Source organism: Limnomicrobium aquaticum, assembly GCF_040545545.1.
Classification (GTDB): Bacteria; Pseudomonadota; Alphaproteobacteria; order Rhizobiales; family Rhizobiaceae; genus Ensifer_A; species Ensifer_A aquaticum.
Map to the genome: position 1 here is coordinate 33,256 of NZ_JBEPMB010000006.1, position 24,308 is coordinate 57,563.

Sequence of the window (24,308 nt, forward strand, 5' to 3'; positions counted from 1 at the left end):
TTGTTTTGATCTAATAATTACAGAGAACTTCAATCGCAACTCAGTATATCTCTCAAACCCGGATAGCCAGTTGAACAATTCATTGAAAGCACGCACGGTCCTCTTTCTGGACATTCTCTTTGTTGCAGGCTTTGCATTCGCGTCGTTCCTGGGTGACAAGGCTACCGGGCTATTCATCGTAGCGGGCCTCTTGCCGATCCCCTTTTTGCTCAAGATCGTGCCCATCGAACCCCTGCGTGAGCCGCTGTGGCGCTTGGCAGCGCCTGCAGGCCTTTATTTCGGCTACTGCCTCTGCACCTATTTTTTCTTTACTGGCCTCGCGCCAAATGAAAAACGTCCGGTCAACCCGGACCTCGAACTCTACGTGCTGGCAATTGCGCTTCTCGTGACTGGAACCCTCCGGGGCCTCCTGATCCCCAATCTATCGCATTATTTCCTAAGAGTGATGCCGTTTGCGCTGCTTTGCTCCTTCGCCGTTCTTGCAGCATTGTTTCTGGTCACACTTCCGGAAGGATGTCAGCGCGTAAAAGGTCTTGCAGCGTGGCCGTTTATCCCTGCTCTCATCTTCTGCACTTTGAGTTTTCTGACCATGTTGCAATGGCGCAACAAGGACAGTTTCCAGCGTTTCCTTTGCCTGGCCTTGTTATCGCTGAACTCGGTGGTTGTTTTAACCTTCACGGCAGCGCGCGGCAATGCGCTGGCGTTTTTCGTGGTGTTTGGCGCCTTCTGCCTGCTAACATTCTTTCCCCGATTCAGGGGAAGACTTCCATCATGGAAACAGCTCCTGGGCGCCCTTGCCATCGGCATATTGATGAGCGCCTCTCTGGGCGTAGTCACCGGTTGCGGCGCAAGGATGATCTCGGTCTTTTCCGTTTTCCAGGTGCTCTCCTCCTCGGCGCCGCAAGTGTCATCACACTTCCAGATCAGCGCTGCTGAGGCAGCGATGCCCGGGGTTCCATCGTCATACGCGCCCGAGCAGAGACCATCCTCTGTTCAGCAAGCTTCCCAACCGGACATCATCACAGCAGCAAGCTTCGATGATTTCAAACACGCGGACTTATCAGCTGGTGAACGATTTGAGATGTGGGCGACGGCGTTGGGGTCAATTCGCGAGGCTCCCCTATTCGGGCACGGCTCGATGTATCTGCAACACTTGATAACTGAGCGATATGGTTACGAACACAACCACAATCAATACCTCTCCTGGCTGGTCACAGGTGGGCTTCTTCAGTTGAGTATCGGATTGCTCTTCCTCGGAATACCATGGTTGATTTCCTCAGGGCTCGAATTTTCCGATCGCCTTGTGATTACGCTGTCGGTCAGTCTCGTCTGGGGCATATCAATGATATTTGACTCTTACTTCAACTTGAAGTTTTATACACACTACTACTGCTTGTTGATTGGCCTCCTCTACGCAATCGTTAACGATATGCTCATAGAAGCGAGAAAGGCAGATAAAACATCGTGATCAACATGCGGGGCCATACCTTCTACGACCTCACAGAGGCCCTGCTTTCGGCATCTGCCAAGCGGGTTCAATATTACGGGATAGCCCGCGTCGTCATTGAGACGGCGCGCGAGGTGGCTCTGCTCGATCCGAACATCCGCTTCGTCGTCTTCTCCTTCGGCAAGAAGGCCTTCTATGAGATCGAATGGGCGCGGGCTGAAGACGGCAGCGTCGAATTCCAGATTCCGAAGGATGTCGGTCAACGCTGGTTCCGCACGCATTTCGGCGGCGCGGGCGTGATCGGGCTTTTCATGCGGTTGCTCAACGCCTCCGTCTCCAAGCGGAATGTTCGCGTCTGGGACGAACGAGCGCCGGGGTTGAAGAAGGCGGATATCCGGGACGGCATCTTCGTCTCCGCTGCGCGGCCTAAGATGATTGTCGACATGATCGAGGCGCTGAAGCGCGCCGGGTCGAAGACGCGAATCGTGCCGCTCGTGCACGATTTCATGCCGCTGCATAACGGCGCGACGAAGCGCTTCCGTCGTTTCGACCGCAACTTCATGCACGACAATCGCTACCTCATTCAACATTCCGACATGATTCTCACGAACTCGGTCTTCACCCTTGACGAACTCAATCGCTTTGCCGGCTCCGACATGCTTCCAAAGCCGGGACCCGTGACGGCGATCCCCCTTGTTCACGAATGTCCGCCAGGCGTCGAAGCCCCGGAAATCGATTTGCCGTCCTCGCCCTATCTTCTGACAGTGGGGCTCAATCTCGGCCGCAAGAATGTCGAGATCGTGCTGAATGCGTTGCTGATCATGGCAAAGGCCGGTAAAAGCATCCCCAATCTCGTGCTCGCGGGCGCGCACCGCAAGCGATTGAAGCGCTACGTGGAGCGCAGCGATCTGCAGCCGATCCGCGACCGTATCGTCTTCGTCAACAACCCGAACCAGACCGACCTTGTACGGCTCTACGAGAACGCGCTGGCGCTGATCATCCCGAGCCGGATCGAAGGCTGGGGCCTGCCGGCAGGCGAAGCGCTCTGGTGTGGCACGCCGGCGCTTTGCTCGACGGCGCCCGTCTTCTATGAGGTCTGCGGCGAACTCGGCCTTTATTTCGATCCGGACGATCCGGAGACGCTGGCCGGTCAGATCGCGCGGCTCAACGAAGATGCGGCCTATCGTGAGGAACTGCGACAGCGGATTGAGGATGCGAAGCCGCAACTCAGAACCTGGAAAACGGTCGCTGTCGAAATGCTGGATGCACTTTCGGATTTGCGGAACGTCTAGGCCTTCGCCTCGGCCGCCTTATACCATTGCGTTATAGACAAAGCGCCTGGCGCCGAACCCTGCGGCCTGTCGGGCCGGACTCACGAGTGATGACCGCGGTCGCCGAGCTCTGCCACTTGGGCGTTTCCAACGAATCCCTCAACACCTGCGACCAGTCTCTTCAAAAGGCTGACCAATGCCTGCCTTGCGTTTCGCTCACTCCGCAGCACCTTCGAAGCTTTCCTTGCCTGGCAGCAACTGCAGTTCATAAAGCCGCTTGAACGGGCCGTCATGCGACAAGAGACGGCCAAGTTCGCCCCGCTCGGCCACCGCGCCGTTTTCCATGACGACGACATTGTGGGCGGTCGTGACCGTCGAAAGGCGATGCGCGATCGTGATCGTCGTGCGGCCCGTCGTCAGGCGCGCCAGCGCATCGCGGATCTGAGCCTCGGAATCGGAGTCTAGCGCGCTTGTCGCCTCATCCAGGATGAGAATTTCCGCGTCTCGCAGCATGGCCCGCGCGATGGCGATGCGCTGCTTCTGGCCGCCCGACAGGTTACCGCCGTTTTCGCCCGTATCGCAATCGTAGCCGCCAGGCAGCGCCATGATGAAATCATGTGCGTTGGCGGCCTTTGCGGCGGCGATGATCTCCTCATCCGTCGCGCCCTCGCGACCCAGCGCAATATTGTGGCGGATGGAGCCCGAGAACAGGAACGTGTCCTGGCCGACATAGGACATGCGCTCGCGCAGCGACCGGAAGGTAGCCGATTTCAAATCCTGCCCGTCGATGGTCACAGATCCGCTTTCGGGATCGTAAAGCCGCATCACGAGATTGATGATCGAGGACTTGCCACCGCCGGAGGGACCAACCAGCGCCGTCGTCTTGCCGGCCGGGAATGTGATGTTCAGCTTGCGGAACAGGCCCTGCCCCTCACGATAGCCAAAATCGACATCGTGAAAGCGGATTTCGCCGGGACCGGCAACGAGGTCGCGCGCATCCGGACGCTCCGTGAGATCAACGGGGTGATCGAGCAGCTCGTACATGAGGCGGACGCCCACAAGGCCGGACTCGAGGCTGATGCGCACGCGCGCCAGCCGCTTGGCGGGCTCGTAGGCGAGTAGCAGCGCCGTGATGAAAGACATGAGTTCGCCGGGCGTATTGCCCTTTTCCAGCACCCAGACACCCGACAGAGCCACCACGGCCGCAATGGCGAAACCGGAGAGCGTTTCCATGATCGGACTGGAGGCGGCCTCGAGTTTCGCAATCGCATTGGAACGCGCCTCGACTTCCTCGACATGGCGGTCCATGCGCGCGCCCATAAAATCCTCAAGGTTGAAGGCCTTCACTACCTTGATGCCGGACGATGTCTCCTGAACGTTGCGGATGATCGCGCCGAGTGACACCATCTCCTGCTCCATGATCTTGCGCACCTTTTTCGACAGGCGACGCACCCCGAAAATGGCGGCCGGGCCGATGACGGCGGAGATCAGCGACAGCCAGGGCTGCTGGATGACCATGACGGCGATGAGGCCGAGAAGCGAGAAGAGATCGCGAACGAAGGACGTCACGATCAGATCCATCACGTTGCGGGCCGCCTGCGCATTGTTGGTGATGCGCATCAGGAGTTCAGACGAGGCGAACTTCGAATAGAAACCGATGCTCTGGCCGAGCACGCTGCGGAAGAGCTTCTTCTGCGTCTCGGCGATGATGTTGTTGCCGGCGCGGGACAGGAAGACGGTCTGGACATAGGTCGCGATGCCCTTGACCGCGAAGATCGCGGCAACCGCGATGGCAATCATGAAGACACGGTTCAGGTCGCGCGAGACCACGGTCTCGTTGACGATGTCGCGCATGATCCAGGCGCTGGCCGAGGTCATCGCGGCAACGACAAGCATGGAAACGATCGCAATACCGTACCAGGGAGCCTGCTTCTTGAAATTTTCGGAAAGCAGGCGCGCAACAAGCGTCTTGTTGGTGCGGGAGATGAAATTGTCCAGCATGGATGAGGTGTGCCTTTTGATCGGGCCGGGGACGCCATGAACGCCAGCGCCCAAGCTGCGGAGTCAAATTGCTCCGGGTCCCAGTGTCGCGCCTATTTGGACTTCAGGGCTTTAAAATGCAAGAGTTTTGCGAGCCAGTGCTAAGCTGCGATGACGTCAGCACGGAAATCGACTTAGGCAGCATTGGTGATGTCGATTTCGGAAGCCATCTGCAGGCCACCCTTCCCTTCTGCCTTCACCCTGTAGAGCGCCTTGTCCGCCTGAGAGAAGACATCTTTTGCTGCGATATCGCGATCGATCAGCGCGGCTCCAACCGATGCCGTCAGCTTGAGTTTATCGGATCCACGTCCCCACCAATACTCCAGAGCCTCGACGATCCGATGTCCCGCCCCTCGCAAAGCTTCCGTCGTTTCACAGGGATATAGCACCGCGAATTCGTCGCCACCCAGGCGGGCGATCAATCTTGCTTGTGGGAGGGCCTTCAGGAGTCTTTGGCCCGCCATCGCCAAGCATTGATCACCGGCCTGATGACCCAGTCTGTCATTGACCGCCTTGAAGCCGTCCAGGTCGATCAGAAGAAGGCCATACGACAACGGATCACGTCCAGCATAGATATCGCTGAAGACGCTGTCGAACTTGGCACGAGAAGCGAGCTCGGTGAGCGGATCGACCTCAGCTGCATAACGAACTTGCTCGAACATCATCTTTTCGGCGGTAATGTCCTGCTTCATGCCGAACAAGCGCGTTGCGATGCCATCAACGCGTTCAACGATGGCGGTGATCCGGATCCAGCGTGTCCTGCCCTTGCCCGTCACGATCTCAGCATCAAGAGTGAACCCTTGCCCGTCCGCGATCGCCGCTGAGCGCAGTTTGCCGAGTGCCTCCCGCGAACCCGGAGTATAAAGTGCAACAATGTCACTGCGACGAAGAGGCGACTGCGGATCGAGATCGAACAGATCGAAGACCGTGTCGGTCCAGGTCAGCTTTTCATCCGGAAGCGTGCAAACCCATATGCCGACACGTGATACCCTGAACGTCTTGTCAAACAGATCCTGAATACGGTGGAACTGCTCGAGGCTCGTTGCAGCCCCGGCTGCAATATCGCCTGTCGTTCCTCGTGCGATGAGTTCAGAATACATCTCCGGCCTCGTTGGCTTCCTCGCGCTTCTAACATCGTCGCGCTGGATTCCATTATGCGTACGGATCGTTAGCTTATGGTTTCCGCGGACGAACTGTCATGGGAGCGATTATCGGTGCCTGCGCGCGAATCTTCGAGGCCGGGCTCCGTTGAGCAACGGTCGTGTGCGAAACCTGCTTGAAAATGCTGGCTGGGGCGCCAGGATTCGAACCTGGGAATGCCGGTACCAAAAACCGGTGCCTTACCGCTTGGCGACGCCCCAATGCCTGTTTCGCCCTTTTTATGTTTCGGCGCGGCCCGTGGCCGATCCGAAGGGGCGAAACATCCAGTTGCGGAAGCGCTCTTAGCAAGAAGTGGACGGCACGGCAACGCATATTCGCGGTTAATTGCGATCCGCACCGGCTGGCGCGGCCAAGGGTTTTCGGCCCGTAGAAATCGACTATAAGGGGGCATGAGCGATGATCTTCCGAAATTCGAACTGGCGTTTCAGCCGGCTTATGGCACGGCGGTCGATGTGGCACCGGGCGTGCAGCGCGTCACGGTCAACAACCCCTCCCCTTTCACCTTCCACGGCACGAACAGCTATATTGTCGGCGACCGTTCCGTCTGCGTGATCGATCCCGGGCCGGAGGACGCGGCGCATTTCGAGGGTCTGCTGCGGGCGCTCGACGGCCGCGAGGTGACGCATATCGCGGTGAGCCATACCCACAAGGACCACTCGCCGCTTGCCCGCCGGCTCAGGCAAGCGACCGGGGCGCTGATTGTTGCGGAAGGCCCGCATCGCGCGGCGCGTCCCCTTCACGACGGGGAGACCAACCCGTTTGCGGAAAGCTCCGATGTGGATTTCGTGCCCGACATCGTGCTTGCCGATGGCGGCACGGTAGAGGGCGACGGCTGGGCGCTTTCCGGCATTGCGACGCCCGGCCATACCGCCAACCACATGGCTTTCGGCCTTGAGGGAACAGGCATCGTGTTCTCGGCCGATCACGTCATGGCCTGGGCGACCTCCATCGTCGCGCCGCCCGATGGCGCCATGGCCGATTTCATGGCCTCGCTGGAACGGCTCCTGCAGCGCGATGACCGGCTTTATCTGCCCGGCCATGGCGGGCCCGTCACCTCGCCGGCGGCCTTCTGCCGGGGCTTGCGCACGCATCGGCGCATGCGCGAGCGCGCCATTCTGGAGCGCGTGAAGGCTGGCGACCGGCTGATTGCGGACATGGTGAAGGTCATCTATCGCGAGACCGACCCGCGCCTGCATGGTGCGGCCGCCCTTTCGGTGCTGGCGCATCTGGAGGATCTGACCGAGCGCGGTCTCGTGCTGACGGACGGCCCCGCGCGTCTCGGCGGGGTGTATCTTCCGGCCTGAAGCACCGGCCGACCCCTTGCCAAACGTTCTTTCCGCAAGCCCGGCTCCAGTGCGGCGCGCTATCAAGCTTGCTCGCAAAGGGACCCGCCATGGCGAAGCTTTCCATCTGCGTGCCGTCGCGCAACAGGCAGATCTGGTTTCAGGAGACGATACGCGCGCTCCTAGACAGCCCGCGCGACGACGTCGAATTCGTGTTCGCCGACAATTCCGACGACGCCTCCATCATGGCCGATTTCATGCGCGCCCATGCGGGCGATCCGCGGGTCGTTTTCCTGCATCCCGGCCCGTCAGTCTATTCCATGGTCGACAACTGGGAACGGACGGTCGCAGCCTCGAGCGGCGACTGGGTGACGGTCATCGGTGACGACGACTATGTCGACCCGGAACTTGCCTCGGTGCTCCGCAAGGTGGAATTGATGCTGCCGGACGTGGAGGCCTTTGGCTGGACCTATGCCAGCTTCACCTGGCCGGGCAGCGAACGCGCGCCCGAGACCAACATCGCGCTCGATCTCACGCACCATTTCATCGAGCTGCCGAAGGACTGGCTCACCCGCCGGGCCTATCTCTGGGTGGACGCAACGACCACGCCCACGCATGGCTTCTCGATCTACCATTCCGCCCTCTCGCGACGGCTCATCGAGCGGATCAGGCGGCGGTTCAACGGCCGCTATTTCGAACATCCGACGGTCGATTTCGATTCGAGCTTCAAGGCAGTCCTTGAGGGCAACCGCTTTCTCATGTGGCAAAGGCCACTCTCCGTACACGGCGTATGCCCGGCCTCCATGTCTGCGGATGTCTACAATATCGGTGGTTTCCAGAGCAAGAACGCGACCTTCATGGAGGAAGTCGGGCGCAACATCTCAAACGATCCCGCCATGGAGGGGGTGCCCTTCTTTTGTGACATGGGTGTAACGGCCTCGGTTCTGGTCACGCAGCAGTGGATCAAGCAGAGCGCCGGGTTCGAGATCGACGGCTGGCAGGAGAATTTCGCGCGGGCCTGCGCCTACTACTGCTCCCGGTTTCGCAAGCGCGAGGACTTCGACACCATCACCGAACTCTACCGCTCATCCTTCGCGCGCTGGGACGGCGGGCGCTATGGCCACGCCTTTCGCCCCGTCTACAGGGAGCTTCCCACCCATGTCGGCGCATTCTCAGGAATCCGGGACGGCAAGATCTACCTCAACAACCGCAACACCGGCGCCGGCACGCCGCGCGAGATCTACGAAATCATGTCGGCCATCGCCCCGCCCATCGATGACATCGTGATCGACCCGACCATGCTGAGGCGACCGGCGGATGCGGCCGCCGCCCCGCCTGTGGCGGTGCCCGTGCCGGCGTAAAGCGATTTACTCGTCGGCCGAGCCCAGCATCGCCTCGTCCAGCGCCTTCAGGAAGGCATCGGCGATTGCGGCGGTGACGCCGAGATCGGCGCGGCCGTATCGCGCCGAAACCCGGATGTCGGCCAGCGTCGCGTCACCCGCCTCGCGGGCGCGGATGACGACATCATAGGGAAAGCCGGTGATGCGGTTGATCACGACGCCCTGAAAGATGGCGATGGCGTTCTGTGGCTTCGGCAGGGCCGCCCCCGGTATCGTGATGACACTGGACGGCCGCCGGCGCGGCACCGGGATCCCGCCCAGTACTTCAGGCTGGGGGACCGCCTCTTCCTGCTCGCGCTCGCGAATGGCGGTCGGGACATCCTCTTCCACAAACCTGATGCGGCGATCGGCCGCCGCCTCGCGGAGCGCCTTGACGACACGATCCAGCGAAGCGTCGTAGCGGTGGGTGATCAGGCCCGGATAGGCTACAAACTGAGCCTGTCGCATGGTGGTATCGGCCGTCAGGCGCGGCCCGAGCCAGAGCTGGTCATAGTTTGGTTCCCTGATCCAGGCGGGCGGATCGGAAAGATCGCTCGTCACCTCATGGATCTTCGGATGCGACTTGTAGAGCCAGCCGGCATAGGCTCCCGGCAGCAGCACGGGAACGGCAAGGGCAACGGCGGCGATAGCGGATTTGCCGCCCTTGGCACCGACGCGCCAGAGATTGACCAGACCAATGAAAGCGCCGAGAAGCGCCACGCCCGCCAGCCCGCAAGCCGCCAGGTACAGCGCCAGGAAATGCACCTCCAGCACCGGACCGAAACGTGTCGCGATCCAGGACGCCAGCATCAGCATCAGCGCGAAAAGCGCGATCCGCCGCGCCCAGAAGGCGGCGTAGGAAACCGGTCTCAGATATTCGATGGCCATGTCTTATCTCGCTGACAAGCCGGTCACGGCCTGGGCTGCGGCAAGGCGGGCGATCGGCACGCGGAAGGGCGAGCACGAAATGTAGTCCAGCCCGGTCTGCTCGCAGAAGCGGATCGAGGCAGGGTCGCCGGCGTGCTCGCCGCAGATGCCGAGCTTGAGATCGTTGCGCGCCTTGCGGCCGCGCTCCGAGGCGATCTTGATCAGTTCGCCGACGCCGTCGAAATCGAGCGAGGAGAACGGGTCCTGCTCGATAATGCCCTTGCGCTTGTAGGTCGTGAGAAACCCGCCGGCATCGTCGCGCGAGATGCCGAAGGTCGTCTGTGTCAGGTCGTTGGTGCCGAAGGAGAAGAATTCGGCAGCCTCGGCGATTTCCTGGCCGCGCAGGGCGGCGCGAGGCAGTTCGATCATTGTGCCGACGAGATAATCAAGGAAGACGCCCGTTTCTTCGGCGACCTTGCGGGCTACACCGTCGATGGCAGCCTTGACGTAATCGAGCTCGCTGCGCAGCGAGACGAGCGGCACCATGATTTCCGGCACGACGGCAGCGCCGGTGCTTTCCGCGGCCTTGACGGCGGCCTCGAAAATGGCGCGCGCCTGCATTTCCGCGATCTCGGGATAGGAGATGGCGAGCCGGCAACCGCGATGGCCGAGCATGGGGTTAAACTCGTGCATGTCCTCGATGCGGCGTCGAAGCTTGTCCTCATCCATGCCGACGGCGACAGCAGTCTCTGCGACGTCCTCATTCGCCTTCGGCAGGAATTCGTGCAGCGGCGGATCGAGCAGGCGGATGGTGACGGGAAGCCCGTGCATGATCTCGAAGAGTTCAATGAAGTCGGAGCGCTGCATGGGCAGAAGCTTCGCAAGTGCCGCACGGCGGCCGTCCTCGTCTTCCGCGAGGATCATTTCGCGCATCACGTTGATGCGGCCTTCTTCGAAGAACATGTGCTCGGTGCGGCAGAGGCCGATGCCCTCGGCGCCGAAGGACCGGGCGCCCCGCGCGTCCGCCGGTGTGTCGGCATTGGAGCGGACGCCGAGACGGCGGATGGCGTCCGACCATTCCATGATCTCGGCGAAATCGCCGGACAGTTCCGGCTGGATCATCGGCACTTCGCCATTGATGATCTGGCCGAGTGAGCCGTCGATAGTAATGAAATCGCCCTTCTCAAGGGTGACGCCGAACCCGGTCAGCGTGCCAGCGGCGGTGTCGATGCGCAGGCCGGAGGCGCCGGCGACGCAAGGGATACCCATGCCGCGCGCCACCACGGCCGCATGGCTGGTGACGCCCCCGCGCAAGGTGAGAACACCTTCCGCCACATGCATGCCATGGACATCTTCAGGGCTCGTTTCAGCACGCACGAGGATAACCTTGCGGCCTTCGCGATAGGCGGCAACGGCATCTTCGGAGGTGAAGACGATCTCGCCGGAAGCCGCACCCGGCGAGGCCGGCAGGCCCGTGCCCATGACATTGCGCTCGACGGAGGGGTCGATGGCCGGATGCAGCAATTGTTCGAGGGAGACGGGATCGATGCGGGAGATCGCCTCTTCGCGGGTGATCAGCCGTTCGCCAACCATTTCGACGGCGAGCCGGAGACTTGCCTTAACGCTGCGGCGGGCGGGCCGCGCCTGCAGCACGTGCAGCCTGCCGTCGTCGACGGCAAATTCGATATCCTGCATATCACGATAATGGGCTTCGAGCCTGGCGGCGACGTCGCGCAATTGCGCATAGGCTGCCGGGAACTGCGCCTCCATGGAGGTGACCCCGGCATTGCTGTTGGCGTGGGCGCGGCCGGAGACCGGATAGAGCTTGCGCTCGCCGAGTGCCAGTTCGCTGCCTTGGGAATTCGGCAGATAATCGCCGAACAGTTGCCTTTCGCCCGTTTCCGGATTGCGCGTCAGGACGATGCCGGAGGCAGACGCCGCGTTGCGATTGCCGAAGACCATGGCCTGCAGGTTCAGCGCCGTGCCCCATTCGACGGGGATGCCGTGCAGAGCACGATAAGCGCTGGCGCGCGGCGCAAGCCAGGCCTGATAGGTGGCGGAAATCGTCGCCCAGAGCTGTTCGCGCGGGTCTTGCGGGAAGGCCTCGCTCATCTCCTCGAAGATGAGTTCCTTCATGGCCGCAACAATGTCGATCAGCGCTTCGGCATCGAGATCGGTATCGAGGCTGACGCCACGGGCGCGCATTTCGGCCTCGGTCAGATCCTCGAAATAGCCGCGGTCGAGACCCATCACGGCATCGCCGAAGCTGCTGATGAAACGGCGGTAACAGTCATAGGCGAAGCGGCGGTCGCCCGTTTCTTCTGCCAGTGCCTCGACCGTCTCGTCATTCAGGCCAAGATTGAGGATCGCCTCGATCATGCCGGGGATCGGCACACGCGAACCGGGACGCACGGCGAGGAAGAGCGGCTTGGTCACGCCCCCGAACCTGCGGCCGGACATGCGCTCGATTTCGGCAAGCGCCTGATCGATCTGCTTGGGCAGGGATTCGGGAAAATGGCGTTGATGGTCGGCAAACCAGGTGCAGGCCGGGGAAATGATGGTCGCACCGGGCGGCACAGGAAGCCCGAGGCTCGCCATTTCGGCGAGATTGGCGCCCTTGCTGCCCAGAATATCACGTTCGCCGGCACTGCCTTCGGACTGGCCGTTGCCGAACGTATAGACCCATTTCCTCATTCTCGCCTACCTGCTCCCCGCCTCCCGCAGTCAAGCATTCCGCCGCCGGACTCAGCTTGAGAAAAGCGACACTAAGGTATGGCTATAAAAAAGGAAATGGGAAGTTGCGAGGAATTTGCTGCAGCGCACAAATCACTCGATCCGTGCGCTCATCACGCATCGGCGTGCCGTGCATCCACACGGACGCACGGCACTCAGGTCACGCCGCTGCATCAACGATGACGTGCGGCAGGCCTTGGGAGCAGGTTTCGATGCGGGCGTCGATCCGGTAGGTCTCGCGCAGCATTCGCGCCGTGACGATGTCTGCGGTACGGCCGGAAGCAATCAGCTTTCCATGGGCGATCACCAGCGTCTGGTCGCAATAGCGCAGGGCATGGTTCAGGTCGTGAATGGCGATCAGCACCGCCATTCCGCGCTTCGCCGCGAGACGACGCATGAAATCCAGCACCTCGATCTGGCGATGCAGGTCGAGCGCCGAGGTCGGCTCGTCCATCAGCAGCACTTCCGGATTGCGGGCGAGCGCCTGGGCAATCGCCACCAATTGCCGCTGGCCGCCCGAGAGTTCGCCGAGATTGCGGAAGGCGAGATTGGCGATGTTGAGGCTTTCCAGCAGCCGGTCGATTTCGGCGAGGTCCCCCTCCCCGACGCGCCAGCCGGCACCCTGTCGCGAGGCGAGAACGATGGATTCGTAGACGGTGAGCACCGCGTTTGCCCCGGTGTCCTGCGGCATGTAGCAGATGCCGTCGCGGCCGCGCTTGGAGCCTTCCAGCGTTGCCTTGCCATCGCCCTTGATGAGGCCGGCAATGCGCTTGAAGAGCGTCGACTTGCCGGCCGCGTTGGGTCCGACGACGGCTGTCAGGCAGCCGCCTTCGAGCCTGCCGGTCGTGATGCCGTCGAGAATACGGGTTCGGCCATAGGATGCGCCGAGATTGTCGAGCGTCAGGCTTACCATGCGCGCCGCCTCTGGGTGAAAATGAGCGAGAAGAAGAAGGGTACGCCGACCAGCGCCGTAATCACACCGATGGGCAGAACCGCGCCGGGAATGAGGATCTTGCTGACGACGGAAGTGGCCGACAGGAGCAGCGCGCCGCAGAGGATCGAGCCCGGCAGGAAGAAGCGCTGGTCCTCGCCGACCAGCATCCGGGCGATATGCGGACCGACGAGGCCCACGAAACCGATCGTCCCGACAAAGGAGACCGGAATGGAGGCGAGAAGGCTGATGATGATCAGGGCTTCAAGACGCAGGCGGCGGACATTGACGCCGAAGCTGGCCGCCTTGTCATCGCCCAGCCTCAGCGCCGTGAGCTGCCAGGCTTGGCGCGCGAAGAGTGGCACACAGACGACGAGAATGGCGCCCGTAACGGCAACCTTCGTCCATGTCGCCTTGGTGAGCGAGCCCATGGTCCAGAAGACGACGGCGGCGAGCGCCTGTTCGGACGCGAGATATTCCATCAGCGACAGTGCCGCATTGAAGGTGAAGACGAGCGCGATGCCGAGCAGCACGATCGTCTCCACCGTGACGCCCCTGAGCGTCGAGACGCCGTAGATGAACATCGAGGCGACCATGGCCATGACGAAGGCATTGATCGGCACCATGAGTTCGACCGCGCCCGGGAAGAGCGCCACTCCGCCGACAAGGCCGAGCGCTGCGCCGAAGCCGGCAGCCGCCGAAATGCCGAGCGTGAAGGGGCTGGCGAGCGGGTTGGCGAGAATGGTCTGCATCTGTGCGCCGGCGAGCGATAGCGATGCGCCCACCGTGATCGCCATGAGAGCGATGGGCATGCGGATATCCCAGATAACGACGCGCAACTGTTCTGCAACGGCCGATGGGCTTGTGAGCGCCGAGAGAACCTGCGCCAGCGTGTAGCGTGCCGGGCCGAGCGCCATATCAAGCGTGAGCGTCAGGCAGAGCGTGAGCGCGATGCCGACGAGGATCAGGATGCGGCGCATGACGAGGGCGCGGTATTGACCGCGCCCCGTGATTGCCCCGCTCGCCGGCGTTTCGGCCGCGATGCTTGCCATGGTCTTATTCTCCGGCGTTCAGCGAGACGAAGTAGCCGCTGCGGTACTCGACCGGCAGGAAGCGCTTGTGCAGCTCGGCAAAGGTCGCTTCCGGATCGAGGTCCTTGAAGAGGTCCGGATGCAGCCACTTGGCGAATTGCTGGATGGCGACGAACTGGTACGGATTGTTGTAGAACTGGTGCCAGACGGCGTGGACATTGCCATCCTTGACCGCCTTGATGCCGGTGAAAGCCGGGCGTTGCATGAGGCCAGCAAGCTTTTCGCGAGCCTTGACCTTGTCGGCACCAGCTCCAACGCCGACCCACTTGCCGCCCGGAACATAGCCTTCCCAATTGGCGCCGGTGACGATGACCTGATCGGGGTTCGAGGCGATGATCTGCTCGGGGTTCACATTCCCGAACGTGCCGGGAATGATGTTCTTCGCCAGATTGATGCCGCCGGCCATTTCGACCATCTTGCCGAAATTCTCGTTGCCGAAGGACATGCAGCAATCATCCGAATAGCCGCCGGCGCGCTCCATGAAGACGAGCGGCTTCTTGGCTTCCGGATGCCTGGCGAGAACGTCCGTCACTTTGGCGATTTCTTGCGCCCGGAACTTGATGAAGTCCTCGGCGCGTTGCTCCTTGCCGAAGAGCTTGCCGATGACGCGCATGGATGGCTCGGTATTTTCCATCGGCTTTTCGCGGAAGTCGACATAGACCAGCGGGATGCCGACCTTGGCGAGCTTTTCGATATAGCCGCTTTCTTCCGTCGCCGACTTGGCGTCGATGTTCATGATGATGACGTCGGGATGCAGGGCGACCGCCTGCTCGATGTCGAACGTGCCGTCCTTCATGCCGCCGAAGGTCGGGATTTTGGTCATCTCGGGGAACTTCTCGAGATATTCATTGTAGCCGTCGAGATCGGCCTTCTTGAAGTCATCGCGCCAGCCGACGACACGCTTGAAGGGGGCGTCGGTGTCGAGCGCGGCGGTGAAATAGATCTGCCGGCCCTCGCCCAGGATCACATGCTCGACGGGCAACGACACCGTGACCTTGCGGCCGGTAATATCGGTCACTTCCGTCTTCTCACCTGCAAAGGCGAGGCCGGAAAACAGGACGAACGAAGCCGAGGCGGCGAAAGCCACCTTGTTGATATATTTCATGTTTCTATCCCTCAAGTCGCCGCTTGATGCGGGCGCTTTATCTTGATAAATGCGATCATGTTTTGACTAGATAAGTTGATATTCTCAGTCAAGAATTATCTTTTGGAACGATTCCAGGCTGCGGGTGACGACATGGAAAATGCGACGGGCAATACGATGGAGGGCGCGAATTTCTCGCTGCGCGACGAGATCAAGGCCTATTGGTCGGCGCGCGCTGCGACCTTCGATGAACAGCCCGGCCACGAGATTTTTTCGGAGGACGAGCGTCAGGCATGGCGACGGCTTTTCATGCGCCATCTGGGCACAGGCGAAGGGCGCAAGGCGCTGGATCTGGCGAGCGGCACCGGCGTCGTCTCGCATCTCCTCGACGGGCTCGGCTTTGCCGTCACCGGGATGGACTGGGCCGACCCCATGCTGGCGCTTGCCCGCGCCAAGGCGAAGCGCAACGGGCGGCCGATCCGCTTCGTCATGGGCGACGCGGAAAACACGATGGAGCCCGACGAAACCTATGACGTCGTCACAAACCGGCACCTCGTCTGGACGCTGGTCGATCCGAAAGCCGCCTTTGCGGAATGGCATCGCGTGCTGAAGCCGGGCGGCAAGGTGCTGGTGGTGGATGGCGATTTCGTCAATCCGGGGCCGGTGGCCAGGCTTGTGAGAAAGATTGCGGCGCTGGCCGCCCGTTTCGGCCTCGCCCGCGACAAGCACCATGGCCCAGCGACGTCCGACATGGCGGCGACGCATCAGAGCATCCTCTCGCGCGTCTATTTCTCGCAAGGCGCACGCGCCGATGCGGTGGCCGACTTGCTGAAGGAGGCGGGCTTCGAAACGGTGGTGATCGACACCGACATGCGGGCGATACACAAGGCGCAGCGGAAAAATTTCAGCCTCTTCAAGAGCCTCGAGCGGGCCACGCAACACCGCTACGCCGTGGTCGCGACGAAAAGGGCGTGATAGCTTCTTTCATCATTTGAAGAAGGATTCGCTCTGCATGTCCCGGACCGTTCTGGCCCTCGCATTTGCGCTTGCCATGTCTCCCGTGGCCACATCCCCGCTCGCTGCACAGGAGCCAAGCGGCTGGAAGCCGACCGAAAAGATCGAGCGCTACGCGATATCCGGCCAGAGCGAACTCGATCTCTACAAGTCCATTGGCGACAAGGGTCCGATGGTGCGCGGCGGCAAGGTGCGCGCCATTGCCTATACGGATTTCAAGCTGACCTGGGACCGCGCCTACGAGAGCGACGCGACCGGAGCCTGCCGGTTGGCCCGGAACATTCCCAATGTCACCATCATCTACCGCTTCCCCAAGCCCTCCGGAAAGCTGGCGCCTTCGGTAAAGGCCAACTGGAACACATTCGAAGCCGGCATAGAGGCGCATGAGCGCCAGCACGGCCAGTTCATCATGCAGATGGTTCGTCGCATGGTGGCGGAGACCTCGAACCTGAGTGCTGCGAACGATCCGACTTGCAAAAAGGTCCGCGCGGAACTGACGCGTCGCATGGGCGCAGCCTTCAAGGAGAAGAGCGGCAAGGACGCGGCGTTCGATAAGACGGAGATGGGCGATGGAGGCAATGTGCGGCAGCTGGTGATGACGTTTGTTTATGGGGGATGAGCGGTCAGGCCGCCTCGATCTCGCGGATCGCAGCAAGCTCCTCCGCCAATCGCTTTGAGTCCACCTTCAATTCATAAGCCGATTGAAGGTTGGTCCAGAATTCCGGTGACGTGCGGAAATATTTCGCCAGCCGCAGCGCCGTATCCGTCGTTACTCCCGATTTCTCGGCGACGATCCGCTCTATTCGCGTGCGGGGAATGTGAAGCTGCTTCGCCAAGGCATAGGGCGTCAGCTCCAGCGGCTCCAGATAGAGTTCCCGCAGGATTTCACCGGGATGTATCGGGGGCAATTTGTCAGCCGGCTTCATCGTTGTTCCTCAGTGATAGTCCACAATTTCGACATCTCTCGGGCCCTGCTCCGTCCACACAAAACAAATCCGCCATTGTTTGTTTATCCGGACGGAATGCTGCCCTTCCCGGTCGCCGGAGAGCTTCTCAAGACGATTTCCAGGTGGCGAACGAAGATCCCCTATGGATGTTGCCGCTTCCATCACGGCAAGGAGCTGTTGCGCACGCCGAACCATCTCCATGGGAAAGCCCTTGCGAACAGTTCCATCGGCAACGGCGGCCGCCTGCTTGTCCTTGAACGAAACGATCATGCGACGACACCAAAGAATTTAGTATCATTGCTCGATACCAAAGCATTCGTCAAGATGACGGTTCGGGCGGCCATGCCTCGTCGTCAAGGCTACGACGTTTGGCAGGCTCCACAACAGCGGCCTTCCAGAATTCAGCCCCGAGTGAGTCAGCCGCGGGCGCATTCGGATCATGAAAAAGTTCGCGCCTCTCCTTCATCAATCGCAATGCCTCCAGTGAGGCCGTTCTCTTGTCCGATGCGTCCATCGGCCTCACCCCGCCTCGCGCAGCTGCTCCGCCGTCTGCAGGTCCACCGAGACGAGCTGCGACACGCCCTGTTCGGCCATCGTCACCCCAAAAAGTCTGTCCATGCGGGCCATGGTGATGGGGTTGTGGGTGATGACGACGAAGCGGGTTTCGGTGGAGGCGGACATTTCGTCCATGAGGTTGCAATAGCGCTCGACATTGTGATCGTCGAGCGGCGCGTCGACTTCGTCCAGCACGCAGATCGGCGCGGGATTGGTGAGGAAGACGGCGAAGATGAGGGCGAGCGCGGTCAGCGCCTGTTCGCCGCCGGAGAGCAGCGTCATCGTCTGCGGCTTCTTGCCCGGCGGGCGGGCGAGGATTTCCAAGCCCGCTTCCAGCGGATCGTCGCTTTCGATGAGTTGCAGTTCGGCCGTACCACCGCCGAAAAGATGGGTGAAGAGGCGCTGGAACTGGGCGTTCACCACATCGAAGGCGGCAATCAGCCGTTCGCGGCCTTCCTTGTTGAGATTCTGGATGGCGGCGCGCAGCTTGCGGATGGCATCCACCACGTCGTCGCGCTCGCGGATCAGGGCCTTCAGGCGATCGGAGAGCTCGATCTGCTCCTCTTCGGCGCGGAGGTTGACCGCGCCCAGCCGCTCGCGCTCGATGCGCAGGCGGTCGAGTTCGATTTCCACCGTGCGCGGATCGGGCAGCGGCGCGCCGTGCGGACGGCCGGTGAGGCGGAAGACCTCGTGCGGCTCGATTTGAAGTGTGTGGCGGATGCGGTTTTCGACATCCTCGCGGCGCTCGCGGGCGGAGACGAGACGTTCTTCGGCGCGGCCGCGCTTTTCGCGCGCTTCGGCGAGCGCTGATAGGGCCATGGCGGCGGCCTGATCGGCATCGCGGCCGGCGGTTTCGGCGAGAACGAGGCGGTCGGCGGCGGCCTTGCGGGCAGCGTCTGCCTTCACCAGTTCGTCGAGCAGGCGGCGGCGCTTGTCGTCGAGTTCTTCCGGAGCGTCTTCCAGCCCCTCCAGCTCGTCGCGGGCCTCTTCGCCGCGCGCCTTCAGCGCCGCGATCTGCGTCTGCGCATTGGCGGCGCGGGCGGTCCAGGCGGCGCGCTCCTGCGCAATCGCGCCGATACGGCGGCGGCGCATGTCGTTTTCGCGGGCGAGACCGTCATGCGCGGCGCGCGCTTCGGCGAGCCGTCCGCGACCGGCGGCGACATCGGCCTGCGCCTGCGCCAGCTTCAGGTCGAGGCCGGAGAGGTCGGGCGTGTCGGCTATGGCTTCGCGGGCCTCGTCTTCCTGAACCTTCAGGTCCTCGATCTCGCCCTTCAGCCGCTCGACATTTTCCGCCAGCGTATCGCGACGGCGGGCGACTTCAAGCGCCGCGCGTTCGGCCCTGGAGAGCGCATCGCGGGCTTCGACGAGACGGCGCTGGGTGTGGCGCTCGGCCTCGCGGGCGTCGCGCAGTTGCGCCTCGGTGAGCGCCACGGCTTGCGCTGCGGCGCGGTGCGCGGTCTCGGCGGTCAGCAGCGTCTCGCGAGCGGAAACGATCTCGTCTGCCAGCGCTGCAAGCCGGTTCTTCTGTTCCAGCCGCAATGCCGCCGCGCCCGGCGCGTCTGCCCCTGACACGAACCCGTCCCAGCGCCAAAGCGCACCTTCCTTCGAGACCAGCCGCTGGCCGGGTTTCAGAAGCGCCTGTTTGGACGCCCCCTCGCCTGCGGCCACGACGCCGACTTGGGAGAGACGCCGGGCAAGCTCTTTTGGCGCACGGACGAAACGGATAAGCGGCGCAACGCCTTCGGGCAATGCGGGATCGCTTGCAGCGCTCAGTGGCGCGCCCCAATGGCGGGCAGCGCGGGCGTCGGCGGGCGCGTCGATGTCTTCGCCGAGTGCCGCACCAAGTGCTGTTTCATAGCCGCGATCGACGGAGAGGAGATCGGCGACGGGCGTATGATCGCTGCCGGCGGAGCCGGCCTCCAGCATGCGCTCGATGGTGCGCGCCTCGGTTTCCAGACCGTTGAGTGCCTGGCGGGCGTTTTCGACGCCGCGGCGGGCCTCCGCCTCGCCTTCGCGCGCGGTGGCAAGGGCATTCTCTGCAGCGGCAATCGCTTCCGCTCCCTCCTCCAGCGTGATCTCCAGCTCCGCGACCTCCTCGCGGTGGGCGGACGGGTCAGGCATGTCGGCAATGGCGCGCTCGGCGGCGTCGAGGTCGCGGGCGGCGTCCTGCAGTTGGCGCGTCAGGCGGCCGGCGCGTTCGGTCAGGTCGAAGAGCCAGCGTTCCATCTGCTGGCGCGAGGCGGCGGCTTCGGCGCGCTCGGCGGTGAGGCTTGAAAAGACGCTTTCGGCCTCGGCCAGCGCGCCGCCGGCCTCGGCCACGGCAGCGGCCAGCTCCTCGGCGCGCTCTGCCGCAGCTTCCACTTCCGCAGCAAGATCTCCCTCCTCCGCATCGAGTTCGGCAAGGAAGCGGGCATTGTCGGCCAGCAACTGCTCTTCGCGGGCGATATCGCCCGAAAGCTGAAGCAGACGGCGCTCCAGTTCGTCGCGGCGGCGGGCCATGCGGGAGGCTTCTTCCTCCAGCTGCGTGCGGGCGATCTGCAGGCGTTGCAGCGCGGCGGCGGCGCGGGCTTCATCTTCACGCAGTTCCGGCAGGTGAAGACCGGCCACCGCCTGGTTCTTCGCCATCTCCGCTTGCGCCTGCGCGCGTTCGGCGACGATGGAGGTGACCTCATTCAGGGCGGAAGTTGCTTCCGTCTCGGCCTGTTTCGCATCCGTCCACTGGATGTGATAGAGCATGGCGTCGCGGGCACGGATATCGGCGGAGAGCTGCTTGAAGCGCGTCGCCTGACGGGCCTGACGCTTCAGGCTCTCGATCTGGCTTTCGAGCTGCGCCGTCACGTCATCGAGACGTTCCAGATTGGTTTCGGCGGCGCGCAACCGCAGTTCCGCCTCATGGCGGCGGGAATGGAGGCCGGAAATGCCGGCAGCCTCTTCCAGCAATTGCCGGCGCGCCTGGGGCTTGGCCTGAATGAGTTCGCCGATGCGGCCCTGGCCGACCATGGAGGGCGAGCGCGCGCCGGTCGAGGCATCGGCGAAGAGAAGCTGCACATCCTTGGCCCGGGCTTCCTTGCCGTTGATGCGATAGACGGAACCCTGCTCGCGCTCGATGCGGCGCGTCACCTGGATTTCGTCGGCATCGTTGAAGGCGGCGGGCGCGGTGCGGTCGGAATTGTCGAGATAGAGGCCGACTTCCGCCGTGTTGCGGGCCGGACGATTGCCGGAGCCGGAGAAGATGACGTCATCCATGCCCGAGGCGCGCATGTTCTTGTAGGAATTTTCCCCCATCACCCAACGCAGCGCCTCGACAAGGTTCGACTTGCCGCAGCCGTTCGGGCCAACGACGCCGGTGAGGCCGGCTTCGATGACGAATTCGGAGGGCTCGACGAAGGATTTGAAGCCAAGGAGGCGGAGCTTGTTGAATTTCATGGGGCCGCTCCGATGGCGTGCCGTGGGGCACCCCCCTCTGTCACTGCGTGACAACTCCCCCTCAAGGGGGGAGAGTGGAGCGCGCGGACAGCACCTTCGCGCCATTGAACGCCACTATCCGTAGCAACCGTAGCAACGGTTGATCGTTCGTGGGCAGCGAGCCTCAGACTCCCGCTCTCCCCCCTTGAGGGGGAGATGTCAGCGAAGCTGACAGAGAGGGGTGCGCCACATACGCTGCGTCCAGACAACGAAAAACCGGGCGCGCGGCTACCGCCGCGGCCCGGTTTCCCAAAATGACTGCGCTTAAAGCTTGCTGTCGATGATGGCCGACATCTGGTCAACCGTCATTTCCCCTGCATAACGCGCGCCGTTGACGAAGAAGGTCGGCGTTGCGTTGACGCCGAAATCCTTCGCGCCCTTTTCGCGAACCGCGTTCACATCATCCAGAAGCTTCTGGTTCGTCAAGCAGGCGTTGAAGCTCTCCTGTGTAAAACCGGCAAGCTTGGACATCTGCATCAGCGAGGCGCGCTTGTCGTCGGCTGCCGCCCAGCTCATCTGCTGCTGGAAGAGAACATCGACGAAGGGGAAATACTGTTCCGGCGGAGCGCAGCGGGCCAGCATGATGGCGGCGGCAGCGACCGGGTCGAGCGGGAATTCGCGCAGGATATAGCGCACCTTGCCGGTGTCGACATACTTCGTCTTGATGCCCGGGAACGTATCCTTCTGGAAGCGCGCGCAATGCGGGCAGGTCATCGACATGTATTCGACGATGGTGACTGGCGCATCGGCCTTGCCGATCGACATTTCCGGCAGAGCGCCCGGCGCCATCAGCTTGGCCACATCGACGGAGCCGTCGGACTTCGGAACATCCGAGGTGGAGGCGGTCTTGGTGTTGTCGATGCCCGGATTTGCATCCTTGGCCGCGCTCTCCTTGTTGTCGTCCTTGCCGTTGCAGGCGGCCAGAACGGCAGCGGAAGAAGCAAGAGCGATCCCGCCGAGGAGATGACGCTTGGTCAGCATGAGGTTGTTCATCGTCAAATATCCAGTTGTTTGAAGCATTGCTTCTCTAAAACGGACCATTTCCGCTTTCAAGTCGCTCTGATCTGCACCTTTTGCCGATGGGTGCCGGCAAGTCAAAGCACAAATCATGAAAATTAAGACAGGATTGCGGTGACCGAGGAGACGCGGCGCCGCGAAACGCTGAAAGCGTTCAAAATCCGGCATTGCGCGCGGCGTTCAACTCAGGATCACGTTTTCTTGAGAGAATACAATTTTCCGACTTGTCTGTCGGTTCCGCTGGCTTACTAATGGATATTACTGCTTCGCGGCCCTGACGTGGCCGGATGCGGACACGGTTCGAATGCACATCGGATGAGGATACGATGGACGCCAAGATGGCGATAGCATTCTGGCTCATGTCGCTCGTCTCGAGCGACTATGAAGGAAATTCCTTTTCCGTAAAGCATGGCGACGCAGCCAACCGCGTGACCTTCACGCAAGGGTTTCTGCAATCGCGCGGACGCGTCGTCGGCGGCGAAGCGCGCGTGTCCTACAGTTTCGCACGGGTGCTGAACCGCTTTAACCCGATCGTCGATTTTTCCGTGGGCACGGGCGGAGCGACCTTTGTTGGCGCTGGTCTTTACCAGCAGACGAATTTCTCGATCGGCGAGCGCGACTTCTTTGCGGGTTTTTCCTTCATTCCCGGCCTTTACATGAAAGGCAACGGCTTCGACCTCGGCTACCCGCTGGTCTTTCGGTCCGGAGTGGAGCTGGGGTTTGTGACCGATAATGGAGCGCAGCTTTCCATTTCCTACGATCACCGTTCGAACGCCGGGCTCGGACGCAAGAACCCCGGCATCGAAAGCATTCAGCTGAGGTTCTCGAAAACGTTCGAATAGGCGGGCGACTTGCACTCGCCGCCCGCCTCCTTGCATGTCAGACCAGTTCCGCCAGCGCGGAGGGTTCGAATCCGGCCAGGTTGCCGAGTTTGCCGGTGCGGACCTTTTCGACCCAGTTCGGATCGCTGATGAGGGCACGGCCGACGGCAATCAGATCGAACTCGTCGCGCTCCATGCGGGCGGTGAGCTGCTCAAGGCCGGTGGAGGCGGCGTTGCGGCCGGCAAAGGCGTTGAAGAAGTCGTTCGACAGGCTGACCGAGCCGACGCTGATCGTCGCGGCACCCGTGAGCTTCTTCGCCCAGCCGGCGAAGTTCAGGCCATTTTCGCCGTCGATTTCAGGGAATTCCGGCTCCCAGAAGCGGCGCTGCGAGCAATGCAGGAGATTGGCGCCCGCCTCGACCAGCGGCACAAGCCACTCGGCCATCGCATCCGGCGTCTCGGCGAGACGCACCGCATAATCCTGCTGCTTCCACTGGCTGACGCGGAGGCTGACCGGCAGGTCGGGACCGACGGCGGCGCGCACGGCGGCCACCACTTCGGCTGCAAAACGCGAACGTTCCTTGAGCGTCGCGCCGCCATAACGGTCGGTGCGTTCATTCGTGCCGGACCAGAAGAACTGGTCGATGAGGTAACCATGAGCGCCGTGGAGCTCCACCATGTCGAAGCCGAGGCGCTTCGCATCGGCGGCAGCGCGGGCGAAGGCGGACACTGCGTCGGCAATCGCCTCCTCGCTCATCGCTTCGCCGCGGGGCTTGCCGGGGGCGAGAATACCCGAGGGGCTTTCGACCGGATGACCCGGGTCCCAGTCAGGCTTGCCGATCGTCGAACCGGTGTGCCAGATCTGCGGGCCCATGCGGCCGCCGGCGGCATGGACGGCGTCGATCACCAGTTTCCAGCCTGCAAGGGCCTCTTCACCGTGGAAGAACGGAATGCCGGGATCGTTGCGCGAGATGGGCCGATCGATGACCGTGCCCTCCGACAGGATGAGACCGACATTGCCCGCGGCGCGTCTGGCGTAATAATCGGCATTGTGGCGGCCCGGCACCCCTTTGGGGGCGAATGAGCGGGTCATGGGAGCCATGACGATGCGGTTCTTCAGCTCCATGGAGCCAAGGCGGAAGGGGCGGAAAAGCGTTTCGTTGGGAGAAGTTGTCATGCGGGCGTACTCCATCGGTCGGAGC

The 24,308-nt window shown here is 62.2% G+C and carries 19 protein-coding genes and 1 tRNA gene; 7 read left to right on the forward strand and 13 right to left on the reverse strand.

The window, feature by feature from the left end; all coding sequences use genetic code 11:
• Positions 1–70: 70 nt before the first annotated feature.
• Together ABID16_RS17035 and ABID16_RS17040 are read left to right on the forward strand one after the other, a co-directional pair.
• Entirely contained in the window at positions 71–1,468 is a 1,398-nt protein-coding gene (locus ABID16_RS17035; protein ID WP_354557565.1) for an O-antigen ligase family protein, read from the forward strand.
• A gap of 5 nt (positions 1,469–1,473) precedes the next feature.
• Positions 1,474–2,739, forward strand: a complete 1,266-nt coding sequence (locus tag ABID16_RS17040) for a glycosyltransferase family 4 protein (protein WP_354557566.1) — start codon at positions 1,474–1,476, stop codon at positions 2,737–2,739.
• 195 nt (positions 2,740–2,934) lie between these two features.
• Here the strand turns inward: ABID16_RS17040 and ABID16_RS17045 are convergent, their stop codons facing one another.
• From ABID16_RS17045 to ABID16_RS17055, 3 genes are all read right to left on the reverse strand, one after another.
• The gene (locus tag ABID16_RS17045; protein ID WP_354557567.1) at positions 2,935–4,719 is read right to left on the reverse strand and encodes an ABC transporter ATP-binding protein; all 1,785 of its coding nucleotides are present in this window, start codon (positions 4,717–4,719) and stop codon (positions 2,935–2,937) included.
• A gap of 173 nt (positions 4,720–4,892) precedes the next feature.
• Positions 4,893–5,858: a GGDEF domain-containing protein gene (locus ABID16_RS17050; protein ID WP_354557568.1), complete on the reverse strand. Its 966-nt coding sequence runs from the start codon at positions 5,856–5,858 to the stop codon at positions 4,893–4,895.
• 186 nt (positions 5,859–6,044) lie between these two features.
• A tRNA-Gln gene (locus tag ABID16_RS17055) sits at positions 6,045–6,119 on the reverse strand.
• A gap of 189 nt (positions 6,120–6,308) precedes the next feature.
• On the opposite strand from ABID16_RS17055, the gene ABID16_RS17060 reads away from it, so the two are divergent.
• Complete coding sequence (locus tag ABID16_RS17060) at positions 6,309–7,223, forward strand: MBL fold metallo-hydrolase (protein WP_354557569.1); 915 nt, start codon at positions 6,309–6,311, stop codon at positions 7,221–7,223.
• Positions 7,224–7,312: 89 nt separating this feature from the next.
• A complete protein-coding gene (locus ABID16_RS17065) occupies positions 7,313–8,563 on the forward strand; it encodes a glycosyltransferase family 2 protein (protein WP_354557570.1) in 1,251 nt (416 codons plus the stop codon).
• 6 nt (positions 8,564–8,569) lie between these two features.
• On the opposite strand, the gene ABID16_RS17070 is transcribed toward ABID16_RS17065, so the two are convergent.
• From ABID16_RS17070 to ABID16_RS17090, 5 genes are all read right to left on the reverse strand, one after another.
• Complete coding sequence (locus tag ABID16_RS17070; protein ID WP_354557571.1) at positions 8,570–9,469, reverse strand: DUF1499 domain-containing protein; 900 nt, start codon at positions 9,467–9,469, stop codon at positions 8,570–8,572.
• Between the two features lie 3 nt (positions 9,470–9,472).
• Positions 9,473–12,142, reverse strand: coding sequence for a pyruvate, phosphate dikinase (gene ppdK, locus ABID16_RS17075; RefSeq protein WP_354557572.1), 2,670 nt, complete (start codon positions 12,140–12,142; stop codon positions 9,473–9,475).
• A 199-nt stretch (positions 12,143–12,341) separates the two neighbouring features.
• The gene (locus ABID16_RS17080) at positions 12,342–13,094 is read right to left on the reverse strand and encodes an ABC transporter ATP-binding protein (RefSeq protein ID WP_354557573.1); all 753 of its coding nucleotides are present in this window, start codon (positions 13,092–13,094) and stop codon (positions 12,342–12,344) included.
• The gene (locus tag ABID16_RS17085) at positions 13,088–14,164 is read right to left on the reverse strand and encodes a FecCD family ABC transporter permease (RefSeq protein WP_354557574.1); all 1,077 of its coding nucleotides are present in this window, start codon (positions 14,162–14,164) and stop codon (positions 13,088–13,090) included. Before ABID16_RS17085 ends, ABID16_RS17080 begins: the two co-directional genes overlap by 7 nt.
• Before the next feature lie 4 nt (positions 14,165–14,168).
• Positions 14,169–15,308: an ABC transporter substrate-binding protein gene (locus ABID16_RS17090; protein ID WP_354557575.1), complete on the reverse strand. Its 1,140-nt coding sequence runs from the start codon at positions 15,306–15,308 to the stop codon at positions 14,169–14,171.
• A gap of 132 nt (positions 15,309–15,440) precedes the next feature.
• Here ABID16_RS17090 and ABID16_RS17095 point away from each other — a divergent pair, with 132 nt between their 5' ends.
• Positions 15,441–16,262 (forward strand): class I SAM-dependent methyltransferase, encoded by an 822-nt coding sequence (locus ABID16_RS17095; protein ID WP_354557576.1) that lies wholly within the window; start codon positions 15,441–15,443, stop codon positions 16,260–16,262.
• Positions 16,263–16,299: 37 nt separating this feature from the next.
• Complete coding sequence (locus tag ABID16_RS17100) at positions 16,300–16,920, forward strand: DUF922 domain-containing Zn-dependent protease (protein ID WP_354557577.1); 621 nt, start codon at positions 16,300–16,302, stop codon at positions 16,918–16,920.
• A 4-nt stretch (positions 16,921–16,924) separates the two neighbouring features.
• Here the strand turns inward: ABID16_RS17100 and ABID16_RS17105 are convergent, their stop codons facing one another.
• The 4 genes from ABID16_RS17105 to ABID16_RS17120 all read right to left on the reverse strand — a co-directional run bounded on the left by ABID16_RS17105 (position 16,925) and on the right by ABID16_RS17120 (position 22,261).
• A complete protein-coding gene (locus ABID16_RS17105; protein ID WP_354557578.1) occupies positions 16,925–17,227 on the reverse strand; it encodes a HigA family addiction module antitoxin in 303 nt (100 codons plus the stop codon).
• Positions 17,228–17,236: 9 nt separating this feature from the next.
• A complete protein-coding gene (locus ABID16_RS17110; protein WP_354557579.1) occupies positions 17,237–17,518 on the reverse strand; it encodes a type II toxin-antitoxin system RelE/ParE family toxin in 282 nt (93 codons plus the stop codon).
• 249 nt (positions 17,519–17,767) lie between these two features.
• Complete coding sequence (gene smc / locus ABID16_RS17115) at positions 17,768–21,229, reverse strand: chromosome segregation protein SMC (protein ID WP_354557580.1); 3,462 nt, start codon at positions 21,227–21,229, stop codon at positions 17,768–17,770.
• A gap of 303 nt (positions 21,230–21,532) precedes the next feature.
• Complete coding sequence (locus ABID16_RS17120) at positions 21,533–22,261, reverse strand: DsbA family protein (protein ID WP_354557581.1); 729 nt, start codon at positions 22,259–22,261, stop codon at positions 21,533–21,535.
• 362 nt (positions 22,262–22,623) lie between these two features.
• Between ABID16_RS17120 and ABID16_RS17125 the strand changes: the two genes are divergently transcribed.
• Positions 22,624–23,127 (forward strand): acyloxyacyl hydrolase, encoded by a 504-nt coding sequence (locus ABID16_RS17125; RefSeq protein ID WP_354557582.1) that lies wholly within the window; start codon positions 22,624–22,626, stop codon positions 23,125–23,127.
• Between the two features lie 37 nt (positions 23,128–23,164).
• Here ABID16_RS17125 and ABID16_RS17130 read toward each other — a convergent pair whose 3' ends face one another.
• A complete protein-coding gene (locus ABID16_RS17130) occupies positions 23,165–24,283 on the reverse strand; it encodes an NADH:flavin oxidoreductase (protein ID WP_354557583.1) in 1,119 nt (372 codons plus the stop codon).
• Between the last annotated feature and the right edge of the window lie 25 nt (positions 24,284–24,308).